The organism is Massilia rubra (assembly GCF_011682065.1).
In the GTDB taxonomy this organism is placed as follows: domain Bacteria; phylum Pseudomonadota; class Gammaproteobacteria; order Burkholderiales; family Burkholderiaceae_D; genus Telluria_A; species Telluria_A rubra.
In genome coordinates, this window is sequence record NZ_VUYU01000024.1 from 14461 (window position 1) to 28708 (window position 14248).

The following is a 14248-nucleotide window of genomic DNA, read 5'->3' on the forward strand; positions in this document are numbered from 1 at the left end:
TTTTCTCCAGCGCAATGCGCAGTGATGCACCAGTACTTACATTTCTTTATTGATAGAAATTTAGAGAAATGCAATCAAAACCCGTAGGGCAATTCTACGATCATTCCATCCATACAGACGAAAAAAAGCACCGGTATTCCGGTGCTGTTTCGTTTGAACCGCATGTGCGCCGCGCGGGCGCCGTATTTACAGCGCGCTGGCGTCGAGTTCGGCGCCGGTGGCGGCCAGTACCTGTTCCTTGCTCACGCCAGGAGCCAGTTCCACCAGTTTCAGGCCGGCCGGGGTCACTTCGATCACGCCCAGGTCGGTGATGATCAGGTCGACCACGCCCACGCCGGTCAGCGGCAGGTCGCACTTCGGCAGGATTTTATGCGAGGTCGAGCCATCCTTGGCCGTGGCGACGTGTTCCATCACCACCACCACGCGCTTGACGCCGGCCACCAGGTCCATCGCACCGCCCATGCCCTTGACCATTTTGCCGGGAATCATCCAGTTGGCCAGGTCGCCCTGGGCCGACACCTGCATCGCGCCCAGGATCGCCAGGTTGATCTTGCCGCCGCGGATCATGCCGAAGGAATCGGCCGAGCTGAAGTAGGCAGCGCCGGGCAAGGCCGTCACGGTCTGCTTGCCGGCGTTGATCAGGTCGGCGTCGACCTCGTCGTCGGCCGGAAACGGGCCGATGCCGAGCAAGCCGTTTTCGGACTGCAGGAAGACTTCGATGTCGGCCGGCACGTAGTTCGCCACCAGGGTCGGCAAACCGATGCCCAGGTTCACATAAAATCCATCCTGCAATTCTTTTGCCGCGCGCGCGGCCATTTCATCACGAGTCCATGCCATCTTATTCTCCTGTGCTCTTAGTTGGTGCGCACGGTGCGCTGTTCGATGCGCTTTTCCGGCGTGGCGTTGACGACGATGCGGTGCACGAAAATGCTTGGCGTATGCACCTGGTCGGGATCGATCTCGCCCACTTCGACCAGCTTTTCGACTTCGACGATGGTGATCTTGCCCGCTTGCGCCACGTTCGGGTTGAAGTTGCGCGCCGTCTTGCGGTACACCAGGTTGCCGGCGCGGTCGGCCATGTAAGCCTTGACCAGCGACACATCGGCTACCAGGCTGCGCTCCATCACGTATTGTTCTCCGTCAAACTCGCGCACTTCTTTTCCTTCAGCGACGATGGTGCCGACGCCGGTCTTGGTGAAAAACGCGGGAATGCCCGAACCGCCGGCGCGCAGCTTCTCGGCCAGGGTGCCTTGCGGCGTGAATTCGAGTTCGAGTTCGCCGGCCAGGTACTGGCGCGCGAATTCCTTGTTCTCGCCCACATAGGACGAAATCATTTTCTTGATCTGGCGCGTGGTGAGCAACTGGCCGAGGCCGAAGTCGTCCACGCCGGCATTGTTGGAAATCACGGTGAGCTGCTTGACGGCGCTGTTGCGCAAGGCCAGGATCAGCGCTTCCGGTATGCCGCACAGGCCGAAGCCGCCGACTGCGATGGTCTGGCCATCGCTCACGATGCCGGCCAACGCCGATGCCGCGTCAGGATAAACTTTGTTCATTCCCTGTCCCTTTTTATAGTTAAGCTAAATTCGTTCCTACTGCACTGCATAGTGGATTCTCAGCATAAAATACGCGGGCCGAAAGCACAATACCGTAGAACTACCGGCTAGCCGAATCACTGAACACCATGCCAATGACCGCATCATACGCCATCGATTACGAAACCATTTTCCGCCACGCGCCGGTCGGCATGTGCATTTCGCTCGACCGCGTCATCCAGTCCAGCAACGATGCGCTGACCTCGATGTTCGGCTACGTGCACGGCGAACTCGATGGCCAATCGTTCCGCGTACTGTACCCGACCATGGATGAATTCCTGCGCACGGGCGACCGCATCATTCCGGTGATGAACGCGCGCGGCGTGTATTCGGACGAGCGCATCATGCGCCGCGCCGCCGGCGAACTGTTCTGGTGCCACGTGAGCGGGCGCGCCCTGGACCCGCGCGAGCCGCTCGGCGCCGGCGTGTGGACGTTCGAGGACGTCAGCGAAAAGCGCCCGGTCACGGCCGAACTGACCCCGCGCGAACGCGAAATCGCCGCCCTGCTGGTCGAGGGCAAGACCAGCAAGGTGATCGCTCGCGAAACCGACCTCAGTCCACGCACCGTGGAAATGCATCGCGCCAAGCTGATGCGCAAATTCTCCGCCTCCACCTCGTCCGAACTGGTGCATAAACTGGTGGGCGTGAGCCGCTGACATTCTGTTGTCATTCGATTTCTGGTAATATATTTCCGGCAATATTTTCTTGCCAATAGTTACCACTTATCTACTCCGCTCACGATCAGGAACGACCGCATGACTTCTCCCCAGGCAGAATGGCAAAAACACGTGCTCGGCTATGCCGACGCCATCAACGACTATGTGCGCACCGGCCTGGCCGACGGCTGGGACAAGGCTGGCGAAGAGCCGTCCATGCCGCCGATGGCGCACCTGTTGCCGCACTGGCTGGAAGCGCCGCGGGAGGTCAACCAGCCCGGCAAGGACCAGGGCGCGCATGATGCGTTCCGCAAGGCCTGGCCGCCGGCGCACGCGCCGTTGGCCGACCTGCTCGATTCGCAAGGCATCAAGAGTTCGGAACTGCTCTTGCTCGACGACGGCAGCATGCTGCTGCGCGCCGGCGCCCCGTACCAGGATGGGCCGGTGCTGCATCTGCAGGGCGCCACCTGCACCGATGTCGAGGGCATCGACTTTATCGGGCGCTGCCCGCAGCGCCGCTATTTTGCCACTTGCAATGACGAAGGCGTGACCGTCACCGACGGCTGGCTCGGCCCCAAGGTGGCCGAGCTGGCGTGGCCGACCGGGCATGAAGACCTGCCCGAAGGAATGGAAGGCGAAGACCTGGAAGACCGTCCGCGCCCGACGCGCCTGATCCCCTTCCCCGACGGCCAGCGCGTGCTGCTGGTCAGTTCAAGCGGCATTTACGTGCTGGCGGCGGGCGGCGCGCGGCGCCTGTGGCCGACCGCCGAGTCGCTGGAAGAACATGGCTTGCCGGTGCGGCTCGACATGGAGCACGGCGCCATTTCGCCGGATGGCAAGTGGATCGCGGTGGGCGGGCAGGATGGCACGCACCAGGTGTTCGACGCGCAGTTGAACATGGTCTCGAGCATCGGCCCGGTGGGCGAGTATCCGCACTACGCTGCTTTCAGCGGCGACAGCCAGATGGCGATCTTCAACGCCTGCCACTTTTATGAAGGCGCCACCCTGGCCGTGGACGTGAAGGATTTTCCGGGCCTGGACACCGATTTCTACGACGACGACCCGCGCACCCCGACCGTGCAAGAAGGCGCGCGCGTGTATGCGGCGGTGCACCGCCAGGGCGAGTTCATCGTGGGCGACGCGCAAGGCTACCTGCGCGCATTCGGCCCGACCGGCAGGAAGCACTGGCACCACTTCGTCGGCTCGACCGTCATGGCGATGGATATTTCACGCGACGGTAACACGCTGGTGGTGTCGACCTGCGCGGGCTTCATTTCCACTATCCGCCTCGACGCCGGCAAGACCGCGCCGTGGCAGATCGGCACCGGCGGGCACCGCGAGCTGCAGCGCTGGCTATTCTGGGCCAGTTTCGGACGGCCGCTGCTCTGGTAGACGGACTTGCGGGCACACCATGTTTCCCCCGGCGTCTCCCCCGGTGTCAGGTCTGACATTCGGACACGAGCTCGGCTTTATCGCGGCAGCCCCCGCCCCCGGTGTCCCCCCGGTGTCAGGTCTGACATTCGGACACGAACTCGGCGGTATTGCGGCAGAGCCCGTGTCCGTTTGTCAGACCTGACACCGGGAGAGTCAGACCTGACACCGGGAGAGTCAGACCTCACACCGGGAGAGGCAGAGCCCGTGTCCGTTTGTCAGACCTGACACCGGGAGAGACACCGGGAGACTGGTAGACGAACCTGCGGGCACACCGGAGGCTTGCGCCGTCCCCGCTCAGGAAAACCACGGTCCCGTGTACGGTTCGAGGACCGGTTTCCATAGAGCGTAGCAAGGCTGCTCATCCCAGTAGCGGCTCACCAGAAGCCACGCGTAGATCCGTTCGACGTACGGGCAGGTATCGGACCGCTTGAACACCTTGTATTGGGTGAACTCGCGCGCCGTGACTGGCCTGCCCACGACCTCCTCCCAGAAATCGAAGGGCGAACCGGAGCCGACAGCACCGTACTGCTCGAACTCGTCGATCTCTTCCGCAGTGAGGTGCGCTTGCACGTTCTCGCGAAAGTAGCACTGGGCCAGTTCGTCGGTGTCGTCGTTCGTTCGCCTTTTCATTCCTTGCAATTGAGTCTCTCAGAAACGGTGCTGCACGCCGGTGATGACGCCGCGCTGGGTATCGGCAAAGCCGGCATCATCGCGCGACAGGCCGGTCAGGCGCGCGTTCTTGGCCTTGGCGTACGCCGCCGCCACGTAGACATCGGTGCGTTTCGAGAGCGCGTAACGGTAGCGCGCCACATATAAAGTCGGGTCGGCATCGGCGCCGGCGGCCACGTTGCTCACATCGATCTTGTAGACCGCGCCGGTGATGGTGGTGTTCGGCAAGCCTTTCCAGGCGACGCCGGCCCACACAGTCTTGCCTTCCACATCGCGCAGCGTGCGGTTGCCCGATTCGGCCTGGTAATCGCGCGCGACCAGGTACATTTTGAAGGAACCGGCTTCATAGGTCGCGCCGGCATGGATGACGGTGTTCTCGTCGCGCCGGCCGCTGGCCGCCAGCGTGTTGCCGTTGACCCGCTCCCAGGTGCCCATCAAGCCGAGGCCGCCGGCGCTGTAGCTCACGGCAGTGGCGATCTTGGCGCTGTCGCGCGCGCCGCTGCTCTGCTCGCCGAAGCCGTAGGTCGCGCCATACTTGAAGGCGCCGGTCGCGCCTGAATACTTGACCATATTATCGAAGCCGGTCGTCATGCCGTACTTGGACGGCCCGGTGGCCGGTCCGCTGGTGGCCCAGGAATAGAAGGGCGCAAAGCCCATCGGATCGAACTGGATGACGGTGTCGTACACGCTGGTAAACGAGCGCCCCAGCACCACCCGGCCGAACTTGCCATCCAGGCCCACGTAGGCCTGGCGCCGGAACAGGGCCCCGTCCATGCCGCCGGTATCCATCAGCACGCCGCCTTCGAGGTTCCACACCGCTTTCAGGCCGGCGCCGATGTCTTCGCTGCCGCGCAAGCCCCAGCGCGAGGTATTCATGCCGCCCGAACTGACCCGGGTGGCCGACTTGCCGCCGGCGCCCGCATCGGACGCATAATCGACGCCCGCATCGAGCAGTCCGTAGACTTGCACGCTGGACTGGGCATGGGCCGCGGCGCTGGCGCCGAGGGCGAGGACGGCAACTGCGAACGAGCTACTTTTCATTGGTCTCTCCGGTAAAGGGTACGGGGCCTTGCGGCCATTAATGACGGGGGCGCGCGGCCGCCGGCCGCAACGCCAGCGCGGGCGCGCCGGCGCTGTCGAGCCGGAACACGCTGACCACGCGCGCCAGGTTGTCAGCCTGTTCCTGCAAGGCGCCCGCCGCGGCGGCCGCCTGTTCGACCAGCGCGGCGTTCTGCTGGGTCACTTCATCCATCTGCACGATGGCCTTGTTGACTTCATCGATGCCGGTGCTCTGCTCGTGGCTGGCGGCCGAGATTTCGGCCACCACGTCGCTCACGCGGCGCACGCTGACCACCACCTCGGTCATGGTGCTGCCGGCGCGCTGCACCAGCGCGGTGCCAGCGTCGACCTGGAACACGGAATTGTCGATCAATTGCTTGATTTCCTTGGCGGCCGCCGCGCTGCGCTGGGCCAGGTTGCGCACTTCGGAGGCGACCACCGCGAAACCCCGGCCCTGCTCGCCGGCGCGCGCCGCTTCGACGGCGGCGTTGAGCGCCAGGATATTGGTCTGGAAGGCGATGCCGTCGATCACGCTGATGATGTCGACGATCTTGCGCGAGGAAGCGCTGATCGATTCCATGGTGCTGATCACTTCGCTCACCACGGCGCCGCCGTCGCTGGCGATGGTCGAGGCGGTCATCGCCAGCTGGTTGGCCTGGCGCGCATTGTCGGCATTCTGGCGCACGGTGGAGGTGAGCTCCTCCATGGCGGAAGCGGTTTCTTCGAGCGAACTGGCCTGTTCCTCGGTGCGGCTCGACAGGTCCAGGTTGCCGCTGGCGATTTCCGCCGAGGCCAGCGCGATCGTATCGGTGCCGCTGCGCACTTGCTGGACCACGCCCAGCAGGCTGTCGTTCATGCTGCGCAGGGAAGTCATCAGCTGCCCGGTTTCGTCGGTGCTGGAGGCGACGATCACCCCGGTCAGGTCGCCGCCGGCCACCCGTCCGGCGATCGCCACCGCTTCCTGCAAGGGGCCGGCCACAATGCGCGCCAGGCCCACGGCCAGCAGCAGGCCCACCGCCGCCAGCGCCACCAGGCTGCCGATGATCAGCTTGCGCGCCATCTCGTAGGTCTGCATGGCAAACGCCGCCGACGCCGCGCTGCCGCTGTCATTGGTCTTGATGATGGCGTCGAGCGCTTCGTTAATCTGGCGAAATACCTTGTTCGACGGGCCACGGAAGGCCGCGCGCGCTTCATCCTTCTTGCCGGCGTGCGACAAGTCCGTCACCTTCTTGCTCTCGGCCAGGTAGTTGTCGAGCACTACCTTCAGTTCGTTGTAGAGCCGCGTTTCCTCCGCTTCGGTCACCAGCGCGGCGTACGACGCCTGCTGCTTGCGCAGGGTCTCCAGGCGCGTGGCCATCGACTTGTCGGTGGCCAGCATGTCGGTTTCCTCAAGCAGCAACACATGGGTCGCTTCCGAGATGCGGTAGCGCGACAGCGAGGCTTGCACCTGCCCCAGGTAGCGTACCGACGGCAGCCAATTGGTGGCGATATCGTTGGAGGCGTCGCGCACCTTGACCAGCTGGCTGATCGAAAACACGCCCAGGAAACAGGCCATCGCGACGACCAGCGCAAACACCAGCATCAGCTTGCGGGCAATCTTCAGATTGTAGAACCAGGACATGGAGACCTCTCAAGTTTCCGGTGGACAACTGTCGATTCTATGCCTCGGATTGATCCATGTCGAACTATTCGCAGATAGGCGTTGCTTTTTAAGTGTCTGCCGACCAACTCTTAGTTTCGCCTGAAAAGGCTATGTTTGCGCGGAAACGCAATGGTATAGTTCAGTCCCGATAATTTCCATTAAGAAACTATATGTTTTCCAGACTGGCCAGCGTTTCCCTTGCCCTGTTCGCCTTGAGCGGCTGCGCGATCCATCAAACCGTCAAGCCTGTCGAGCGGCTCGACAGCAAAACCGTGTGCATCGTCCAGAACGGCAACGTGCGTGCGACCTTCCTCGACGCCTTCGAGCGCGCGCTGAGCAACAAGGGTTACGAGGTCAAGCGCCTCGAGGCCGACGCCTCGCTGATCGCGTGCCCGGTCACCTCGACCTACACGGCGAGCTGGCGCTGGGACCTGGCGATGTACATGTCGTATGCCGACATCGTCGTCTACAAGAACGGCAAGCCCTCCGGCAAAGCCACCTACGACGCCACGCGCGGCGGCGGCAATATGGGCAAGTTCATCGGTGCGGAAAAGAAGATCACCGAGCTGGTCGACCAGCTGTTCCCGATTACGGCGGGATCGGGATCGTGATTGAGCGCGCGGCCTGGCCGGCGGGCCGCGCTTTGGCCGGCGTCGTGCTCCGGTTTAGCCAAACCGCTTGAAAATGAGCGAAGTGTTAATGCCGCCGAAGGCAAAATTGTTGGTCATGATGTAGTCGGTGTCGATGCGCCGACCCTCGCCGTGGATGTAGTCGAGCGGCGCGCAGCGCGGGTCCACCTGCTCCAGGTTGATGGTCGGCGCAAACCAGCCCTCGCGCATCATCTCGATGCTGATCCACGCTTCCAGCGCGCCGCACGCACCCAAGGTGTGGCCCATGTAGCTTTTCAGTGAACTAATCGGCACGCCCGCGCCGAACATGGCGTTCGTGGCGTGCGATTCGGCGATGTCGCCCTGCTCGGTGGCGGTGCCGTGCGCGTTGATGTAGCCGATCGCGCCGGGCGCCAGGTCGGCATCGGCCAAGGCCAGCTCCATCGCAATCTTCATCGTCGCCGCATTCGGCTGGGTCACGTGGCAGCCGTCGCTGTTGGTGCCGAAGCCGACCAGCTCCGCGTGGATGGTGGCGCCGCGCGCAAGCGCATGCTCCATCTCTTCCAGGATCAGGCAACCGGCGCCCTCCCCGATCACCAAACCGTCGCGCGCGCCGTCGAACGGACGCGGGGTCTCGCCCGGCGTATCGTTGCGGGTACTGGTGGCGAACAGGGTGTCGAACACCGCCGCTTCGGTGGCGCACAGCTCCTCGGCGCCGCCGGCGACCATGGCCGTTTGCTGGCCGTTGCGGATCGCTTCATACGCGTAGCCGATGCCCTGGCTGCCCGAGGTGCAGGCCGACGAAGTGGTGATCACGCGCCCGGTCAAACCGAAAAACACGCCGATGTTGACCGGCGCCGTATGCGCCATCATCTTGATGTAGGTGGTGGCGTTGATGCCGCGCGTGCTGCGCTCTTCCATCATGCGGCCAAAGTCGCCGATCGCGCTCGGGGTGCCGGCGGACGAACCGAAGGACACGCCCATGCGACCGCTTTTAAGCAGTGGATGCTCGAGCAGGCCGGCGTGTGCCAGCGCCATCTCGCTGGCGCGCGTGGCCATCAGCGCCACCCGTCCCATGCTGCGGATGGCTTTGCGGTGAAAGCGCTCGCCCAGTTCGAACGGGGCGGCCGGCGCCCCCAGCTTGGTGTTCAGGCCTTCGTAGTCGGCCCAATCAGCCATTGGCACGATGGCGTTGCGGTATTCGCCCAGGCGCGTGCGGATCGCGGCCCAGTCGTTGCCCAGGGGGCTGATGCCGGCCATGCCGGTGACGACGACGCGGCGTGTCATACCATGCCTCCGTTGACCGAAATAACCTGGCGCGTGATGTAGGACGCGTCGGCGCCGACCAGGAAACTGACCGCCGCCGCCACTTCCTCGGGTTTGCCGACCCGTTTGGCGGGAATCATCTTGAGCGCTTCTTCCAGCGGCACGTCGCTGATCATGTCGGTCTCGATCAGGCCGGGCGCCACGCAGTTGACGGTGATCGCGCGCTTGGCCAGTTCGATCGCCAGCGCCTTGGTGGCGCCGATGATGCCGGCCTTGGCGGCGCTGTAATTGACCTGCCCGCGATTGCCCGCCAGGCCCGACACCGACGCCATGGTGACGATGCGGCCGGGTTTGCGGCGCTGGACCATCGGCATGACCAGGGGATTGAGCACGTTGTAGAAGCCATCGAGATTGGTCTTCAAGACGATATCCCAATCCTCGCCGCTCATGGCCGGGAAGGCATTGTCGCGCGCCACGCCGGCGTTGCACACCACGCCGTAGTAGCAGCCATGCTGTTCGATGTCGGCCAGCAGCGCGGCAGCGGTCGCGTCGCGCTCGCCGATATCGAACTGCAGCACGCGCGCATGGCGCCCCATCGCTTCGATCTCGCACGCGACCGCGTCGGCCTCGGCGCGCTGGCTGCGACAATGGACGACAATATCGTAGCCGTCGCGCGCCAGGCGCAGCGCAATGGCCTTGCCGATGCCGCGCGACGAACCCGTCACCAATACTGTCTCGTTGATACTGCTCTGGCTACTCATTAAAAACTCCGCTGCAAAAATTCGTTAACATTATCGGGCTGGAAGACCGTGATGGTGGCGTTGGCCAGGTTGGCCGCGCTGGCGCCATCGTCGATGCGGCAGTCGAACGCGCCCAGGCCGTTCTCGCCCTGCAGCACGTGCTGGACATGCACATGCAGCACGCTACCCAGGGTGAACAAGGGCACATTGGCCTGGTAGCGACGCGCGCCGAGCAAAAAGCCCACGCGCACCGCGTCGCCGCGCAGGCGCGCCAGAAAGCCGGCGTGGGCGGCGATGGCCTGCGCCATGTATTCGATGCCGACCCACGAGCCGACGCCCGGCTCGGCGCCTTCCGCGTCGAAAAACACGCTGTGCTGGCCGATGGTCACTTCCGCGCACAAGGTACTGGTGCCGGCCGTGAGCACGCGGTCGAGGAACACCATCTCGCCTTCATGCGGGACCAGCGCGCGGATGTCGGGAAAGCTGTCGCTGTTCATTGGGTCCGTCCCAGGATCAAGGTGGCGTTCGAGCCGCCGAAGGCGAACGAGTTACTCAGCGCCCAGTTGAGCGGGCGACCGAGGCGCGCGCCGGGCGCCGCCACGTTCAGGACCGGCAGCGCCGGGTCGGGCACGCCGTCCCACAACTGCGGCGGCAGCAGGCCTTCCGGATTGTCAATCTGCATGGCCAGCCAGATCAGCGCCGCTTCCAGCGCGGCCGCCGCGCCCAGCGCGTGACCGGTAAAACCCTTGGTCGAACTGACCGGCACCGCTGGCCCGAACAGGTCGTGCACCACGCGCGACTCCATCGCATCGTTCTGGATGGTGGCGGTGCCGTGCAGGTTGATGTAGTCGATCTGCGCGGCGTCGATGCCCGCCCGCCCGAGCGCTTCGGCGATCGCCAGGCGTGCGCCGCTGCCGGCCGGATCGGGGGCGGACATGTGATGGCCGTCGGAAGCTTCGCCCCAGCCGCACAGGGCGACCGCGGCCGGCTCGCGCGTCATCAGGAACAGGGCCGCGCCCTCGCCGATGTTGATGCCGGCGCGGTTCGCGCTCAGCGGGTTGCAGCGCGTCGCGCTGACCGATTCGAGCGCCGAAAAACCGGCGACCGTAAAGCCGCACAAGGTGTCGACACCGCCGGTGACGACGGCATCGCACAGGCCCATGCGGATCAGGCGCGCGGCGCTGGCCATGGCCTTGGCGCCGGACGCGCAGGCGCTCGAATGGGCGTAGGCCGGGCCGGTGGTGCCCAGTTCGTGCGCCAGCATGGATGCGGGGGAGCCCATCTCCTGCTGCGCATAATGAAAATCGGCCGGCAGCGCGGCGCCCGCAAAATGCGCCCGCAGCGCCGCTTCGGTTTCGGCGATGCCGGACGTGCTGGTGCCGATCACGATGCCGACCCGGTCGGCGCCGTAGCGCGCCACGGCGGCATCGACGGCCGGGCGGATTTGCGCCAGCGCGGCCAGCGCCAGCCGGTTGTTGCGGCTGCGCTGGCCGAGCGGGAGCGCGGCGGCGTCGGGCAGCTCGCCAAGCACGCGCCCGAGCGGCAGTTCGCGCCCCGGCGACCAGGCGTCGGTCGGGGCGATGCCGCTCTCGCCGGCGTACAGGCGGCGCTTGATCTCTTGATGCGAGTCGCCCAGCGCGCACACGATCCCGCATTCGTTCAGAAAGAGCTTCATATTCTTAAGGCGCCGACTCGATGGTCAGGCGGTAATCGTAACGCAGGTTGTCGAGGATCACAGTGCCGCTCCAGCGCGGCATCTGCGTGTAGGTAATCGTGGCCACCACCGCGCCATCGAGGTAAAGGGTGCGGGAGAGGCCGGCGTCTTCGATGCGCCAGCCCTGCGGCAGGCTGCGCGCAATCGCCTCGGCCGGCCACAGGGTCAGCTGCATGTCTTCCAGCACGTCGTCGGCGCGCACCTGCTTGGGCAGCATCATGTGGCGCCACGAGCTCAGTTCCTTGCCGTCGTAGTTCAGGCTCAAAACGCGCTGGCCAAAGGCCAGGCCGACCATCTGCACCTGCTGCGGATCGACTTCGACGGCGGCATCGAGTTCGTCGATGCGGCCCTTGCGCTCGACCTTCAGGTGCTGCTGCACGCTGATGCTTGCCTCCAGCGCTTGCGGCGCCAGCTTGATGCCCAGGCGCGCGAGCGGTGCCGGCGGCGTGCTACAGGCGCCCAGCAGCGTGGCGGCCAGCAGGGCCGGCAGGGCTGGGGAAAGGCGGGAGTTACGCATGGTTCTTGTCCTCGGTGTTCGTGAAACAGGGGACCAGCAGCCACGCGAGCGCGGTCCCGATCAACATCGTCAGTCCGAACGCTTGCAGCGCCGGGGTGCGGCTCAGGCCAAGCAGGCCGAAAGACAAAATCGTATTCGCAGCCGACAGGCCCACCGCCAGCCACGGCGTGCTGTCGCGCCGGTCCGGGTGCTCCTGCATGAAGATGCCGTAATCGACGCCCACCCCCAGGAGCAGCATCAGCGCGAGCACGTGGAACAGTTGCAGCGACTGGCCGGCCAGTCCCAGCACGCCCAGGGTGGCGATGCTTGCCAGCGCGGTCGGCGCCACCACGCGCCAGGCGTTGCCGCGATAGCGCGGGTACAGCAGCACCAGCACCACCGCGTAGGCGGCCAGCACGACCCAGCCCATGTACTGCCGGTAGCGGCCCAGCACCGATGAAATCTCGGCGACCTTGTCGACCCACTGCACGCCTTCCATGCCCTCGCCCGCCGAACGCAGTTCGGGCAGCGCGGCCATGCTCATGCCGCGCAGCGCGACGATGCTGGCGTGGACGCCGTCGATCTGGCCCAGCCACAGGTGGCGCCATGGCTCGCTCGGCGGCGTCTTGAGGAATTCCTCGGGCGTGAGCGGCGTGCGCGGCGCCATCAGGTGCGCGCGCGTGGCGGCGACCCAGGCGCTGTCTTCATCGATCGCCTTGGCCAGCGCGTCGAGCGGGCCGCCGGGCGCGAGCAGTTTGGCATCGACCAGGGCGCGCCGTTCGACCTGCGTGCGGGTCGACGGCACCCAGTTCGACATGGCCTGGTAGCCGCCGATGCGCTTGGCCGCGACCAGCGGATCGAGGCGGCGCTTGAGTGCTTCTTCGCGCTGCAGCACGATTTCGGCGCTGGCGCCGCGTACCAGGAAATACTGCACCGGCGTCGGCGCATCGAGCAATTTGCCCAGTTTGATCTGGTCGTCGATCAGGTGCTTGGGCGGCGTTTGCAGCGAGCGGATATCGTCATTGACGCCCAGGCGCGACCAGCCGAAACCGGCCAGCAGCACGAATAAGGCTGCGATGGCGAAGGTCGGCGCGTTCAGGCGCGCGCGCGGCCAGCGGCCCAGCGCCGCGCCGTAGTGGCGCGCCAGCGAGCCGGTTTTCAGGGTGCCGCCGGAAACGAGCAGCGGGAACCAGCAGGTCACCGTCAGCCAGGCGAACACCAGGCCCACGGCGGAAAACACGGCCATGTGCCGCAGGCCGGGGAACGGCGTGAAACCGAGGCCCGTGTAGCCGATCACCGCCGCCAGCAAGGTCAGGCACAGTCCCGGCAGCAGGCGTTTGAGCAGGCGCACCGAATTCTCGTCCGGATCGGCGCTCAGGCGGTTGCACAGGTAGTAGATGCCGTAATCCTGGGCCACGCCGATCAGGCTTGCCCCAAAAACGAGCGTGAGCAGGTGGATGCGGCCGAACAGCAGCCAGCACACCGACAGCGAACCGAGAAAACCGATTCCGATCGACAGCAGCACCAGCGCGATCGGACGCAGCGAGCGAAAAGTAAACCACGTCAGCAGCACGATGCCGGCCAGCGAGCCGACGCCGATGGTCGACATTTCGCCTTCGGCCTGGTGGCTGGCGGCGGCGGCATGCAGCACCACGCCGGCCGTGATCACGCGCGCCTGCGGGGCGGCCTTGAGCGCGGCCTGCTTGGCCTGTTCGAGCAGCGGCACCACGGTTTGCTGGGCCGTCATCGAAAATGCCGGGGCACGCATGGTCAGCGGCATGAGCACGTATTGACGTTCGGCGTCGGCCACGAACAGCTTGTCGTCGCGTGGACGCACCGGCGTTTCTTGCGCGCGTTCCTGGACCCAGCCGGTGAACAGGCCGAACGGATCGTCGCGGAAAGCGCCCAGCTTCGGGCCTGAGAAAGCGGTGTACAGTTTTGCCAGCGCCGCCTCGGTCCAGAATTGTGGGCTCTCGTTGCGCAGCTGCGCTTCCTGCGGCGCCGTCAGCAATGCCACGCTATGCTTCTGGAATGGCGCCAGCCAGTCGCCCTGGGTTTCGTCGGACAATTTGACCGCTTCCAGCACGCCGGGCCTGCTGGCCAATACGGCGTTGTAGGCGTCGGCGGCGCGCCTGGCGTCGTTCCAGTCGGCGGCGCCGACCAGCACGATCACGCGCTGCTGCGCCGCGTCCACCATGTGGGTGAACGACTCCTGCAGCACCCGATCGCGCTCCTGCACCGGCAGCAAGGCCAGGATATCGGTGTCCGGCACGATGCGCTGGACCATCCACAGGTAGGCGTTATGCCCCAGCAGGGCGCACACCACCACGGCCCAGATCCAGGCCAGCCACTTGTGCCGCTTTACTTCCATG

General features: G+C 65.2%; 14 protein-coding genes. 3 read left to right on the top strand and 11 right to left on the bottom strand.

Annotation, left to right across the window (positions count from 1 at the left end; all coding sequences use genetic code 11):
- Positions 1 to 186: 186 nt before the first annotated feature.
- Entirely contained in the window at positions 187 to 837 is a 651-nt protein-coding gene (locus F0185_RS26275) for a 3-oxoacid CoA-transferase subunit B (protein ID WP_167229574.1), read from the bottom strand.
- A 17-nt stretch (positions 838 to 854) separates the two neighbouring features.
- Positions 855 to 1553 carry a CoA transferase subunit A gene (locus F0185_RS26280; protein ID WP_166890922.1) on the bottom strand — a complete coding sequence of 233 codons (699 nt, stop codon included), beginning with the start codon at positions 1551 to 1553 and terminating at the stop codon, positions 855 to 857.
- 134 nt (positions 1554 to 1687) lie between these two features.
- On the opposite strand from F0185_RS26280, the gene F0185_RS26285 reads away from it, so the two are divergent.
- Both F0185_RS26285 and F0185_RS26290 read left to right on the top strand, forming a co-directional pair.
- Positions 1688 to 2248 carry a PAS and helix-turn-helix domain-containing protein gene (locus F0185_RS26285; RefSeq protein WP_167229577.1) on the top strand — a complete coding sequence of 187 codons (561 nt, stop codon included), beginning with the start codon at positions 1688 to 1690 and terminating at the stop codon, positions 2246 to 2248.
- A 99-nt stretch (positions 2249 to 2347) separates the two neighbouring features.
- Positions 2348 to 3640 carry a WD40 repeat domain-containing protein gene (locus F0185_RS26290; RefSeq protein ID WP_167229581.1) on the top strand — a complete coding sequence of 431 codons (1293 nt, stop codon included), beginning with the start codon at positions 2348 to 2350 and terminating at the stop codon, positions 3638 to 3640.
- 336 nt (positions 3641 to 3976) lie between these two features.
- On the opposite strand, the gene F0185_RS26295 is transcribed toward F0185_RS26290, so the two are convergent.
- Genes F0185_RS26295 through F0185_RS26305 form a run of 3 tightly spaced genes read right to left on the bottom strand, consistent with a single transcriptional unit; the run spans position 3977 to position 7031 of the window.
- Positions 3977 to 4312: a DUF440 family protein gene (locus F0185_RS26295; RefSeq protein WP_167229584.1), complete on the bottom strand. Its 336-nt coding sequence runs from the start codon at positions 4310 to 4312 to the stop codon at positions 3977 to 3979.
- 18 nt (positions 4313 to 4330) lie between these two features.
- Positions 4331 to 5392, bottom strand: a complete 1062-nt coding sequence (locus F0185_RS26300; protein ID WP_167229587.1) for a porin — start codon at positions 5390 to 5392, stop codon at positions 4331 to 4333.
- Between the two features lie 37 nt (positions 5393 to 5429).
- Complete coding sequence (locus F0185_RS26305; RefSeq protein ID WP_167229589.1) at positions 5430 to 7031, bottom strand: methyl-accepting chemotaxis protein; 1602 nt, start codon at positions 7029 to 7031, stop codon at positions 5430 to 5432.
- 191 nt (positions 7032 to 7222) lie between these two features.
- Here F0185_RS26305 and F0185_RS26310 point away from each other — a divergent pair, with 191 nt between their 5' ends.
- Complete coding sequence (locus F0185_RS26310) at positions 7223 to 7663, top strand: Sbal_3080 family lipoprotein (protein ID WP_167229592.1); 441 nt, start codon at positions 7223 to 7225, stop codon at positions 7661 to 7663.
- A 54-nt stretch (positions 7664 to 7717) separates the two neighbouring features.
- Here the strand turns inward: F0185_RS26310 and F0185_RS26315 are convergent, their stop codons facing one another.
- From F0185_RS26315 to F0185_RS26340, 6 genes are read right to left on the bottom strand one after another with little or no spacing between them, the layout of a single operon-like run.
- Positions 7718 to 8947 (bottom strand): beta-ketoacyl-ACP synthase, encoded by a 1230-nt coding sequence (locus F0185_RS26315; RefSeq protein WP_167229595.1) that lies wholly within the window; start codon positions 8945 to 8947, stop codon positions 7718 to 7720.
- Positions 8944 to 9687 carry a 3-ketoacyl-ACP reductase FabG2 gene (locus F0185_RS26320; protein WP_167229598.1) on the bottom strand — a complete coding sequence of 248 codons (744 nt, stop codon included), beginning with the start codon at positions 9685 to 9687 and terminating at the stop codon, positions 8944 to 8946. Before F0185_RS26320 ends, F0185_RS26315 begins: the two co-directional genes overlap by 4 nt.
- Entirely contained in the window at positions 9687 to 10163 is a 477-nt protein-coding gene (locus tag F0185_RS26325; protein WP_167229601.1) for a hotdog family protein, read from the bottom strand. The genes F0185_RS26320 and F0185_RS26325 overlap by 1 nt, the downstream gene beginning before the upstream one ends.
- On the bottom strand, positions 10160 to 11341 hold the full coding sequence (locus F0185_RS26330) for a beta-ketoacyl-ACP synthase (protein WP_167229604.1): 1182 nt from the start codon (positions 11339 to 11341) through the stop codon (positions 10160 to 10162). The genes F0185_RS26325 and F0185_RS26330 overlap by 4 nt, the downstream gene beginning before the upstream one ends.
- A gap of 4 nt (positions 11342 to 11345) precedes the next feature.
- Entirely contained in the window at positions 11346 to 11897 is a 552-nt protein-coding gene (locus F0185_RS26335) for a DUF3261 domain-containing protein (protein WP_167229607.1), read from the bottom strand.
- Positions 11890 to 14247 carry an MMPL family transporter gene (locus F0185_RS26340; RefSeq protein WP_167229757.1) on the bottom strand — a complete coding sequence of 786 codons (2358 nt, stop codon included), beginning with the start codon at positions 14245 to 14247 and terminating at the stop codon, positions 11890 to 11892. Before F0185_RS26340 ends, F0185_RS26335 begins: the two co-directional genes overlap by 8 nt.
- Position 14248 lies beyond the last annotated feature (1 nt).

Excerpts from the sequence above, each read along its gene's own strand:
- F0185_RS26275 (WP_167229574.1), bottom strand. The coding sequence starts at position 837 with ATGGCATGGACTCGTGATGAAATGGCCGCGCGCGCGGCAAAAGAATTG.
- F0185_RS26280 (WP_166890922.1), bottom strand. The coding sequence starts at position 1,553 with ATGAACAAAGTTTATCCTGACGCGGCATCGGCGTTGGCCGGCATCGTG.
- F0185_RS26285 (WP_167229577.1), top strand. The coding sequence starts at position 1,688 with ATGACCGCATCATACGCCATCGATTACGAAACCATTTTCCGCCACGCG.
- F0185_RS26290 (WP_167229581.1), top strand. The coding sequence starts at position 2,348 with ATGACTTCTCCCCAGGCAGAATGGCAAAAACACGTGCTCGGCTATGCC.
- F0185_RS26295 (WP_167229584.1), bottom strand. The coding sequence starts at position 4,312 with ATGAAAAGGCGAACGAACGACGACACCGACGAACTGGCCCAGTGCTAC.
- F0185_RS26300 (WP_167229587.1), bottom strand. The coding sequence starts at position 5,392 with ATGAAAAGTAGCTCGTTCGCAGTTGCCGTCCTCGCCCTCGGCGCCAGC.
- F0185_RS26305 (WP_167229589.1), bottom strand. The coding sequence starts at position 7,031 with ATGTCCTGGTTCTACAATCTGAAGATTGCCCGCAAGCTGATGCTGGTG.
- F0185_RS26310 (WP_167229592.1), top strand. The coding sequence starts at position 7,223 with ATGTTTTCCAGACTGGCCAGCGTTTCCCTTGCCCTGTTCGCCTTGAGC.
- F0185_RS26315 (WP_167229595.1), bottom strand. The coding sequence starts at position 8,947 with ATGACACGCCGCGTCGTCGTCACCGGCATGGCCGGCATCAGCCCCCTG.
- F0185_RS26320 (WP_167229598.1), bottom strand. The coding sequence starts at position 9,687 with ATGAGTAGCCAGAGCAGTATCAACGAGACAGTATTGGTGACGGGTTCG.
- F0185_RS26325 (WP_167229601.1), bottom strand. The coding sequence starts at position 10,163 with ATGAACAGCGACAGCTTTCCCGACATCCGCGCGCTGGTCCCGCATGAA.
- F0185_RS26330 (WP_167229604.1), bottom strand. The coding sequence starts at position 11,341 with ATGAAGCTCTTTCTGAACGAATGCGGGATCGTGTGCGCGCTGGGCGAC.
- F0185_RS26335 (WP_167229607.1), bottom strand. The coding sequence starts at position 11,897 with ATGCGTAACTCCCGCCTTTCCCCAGCCCTGCCGGCCCTGCTGGCCGCC.
- F0185_RS26340 (WP_167229757.1), bottom strand. The coding sequence starts at position 14,247 with ATGGAAGTAAAGCGGCACAAGTGGCTGGCCTGGATCTGGGCCGTGGTG.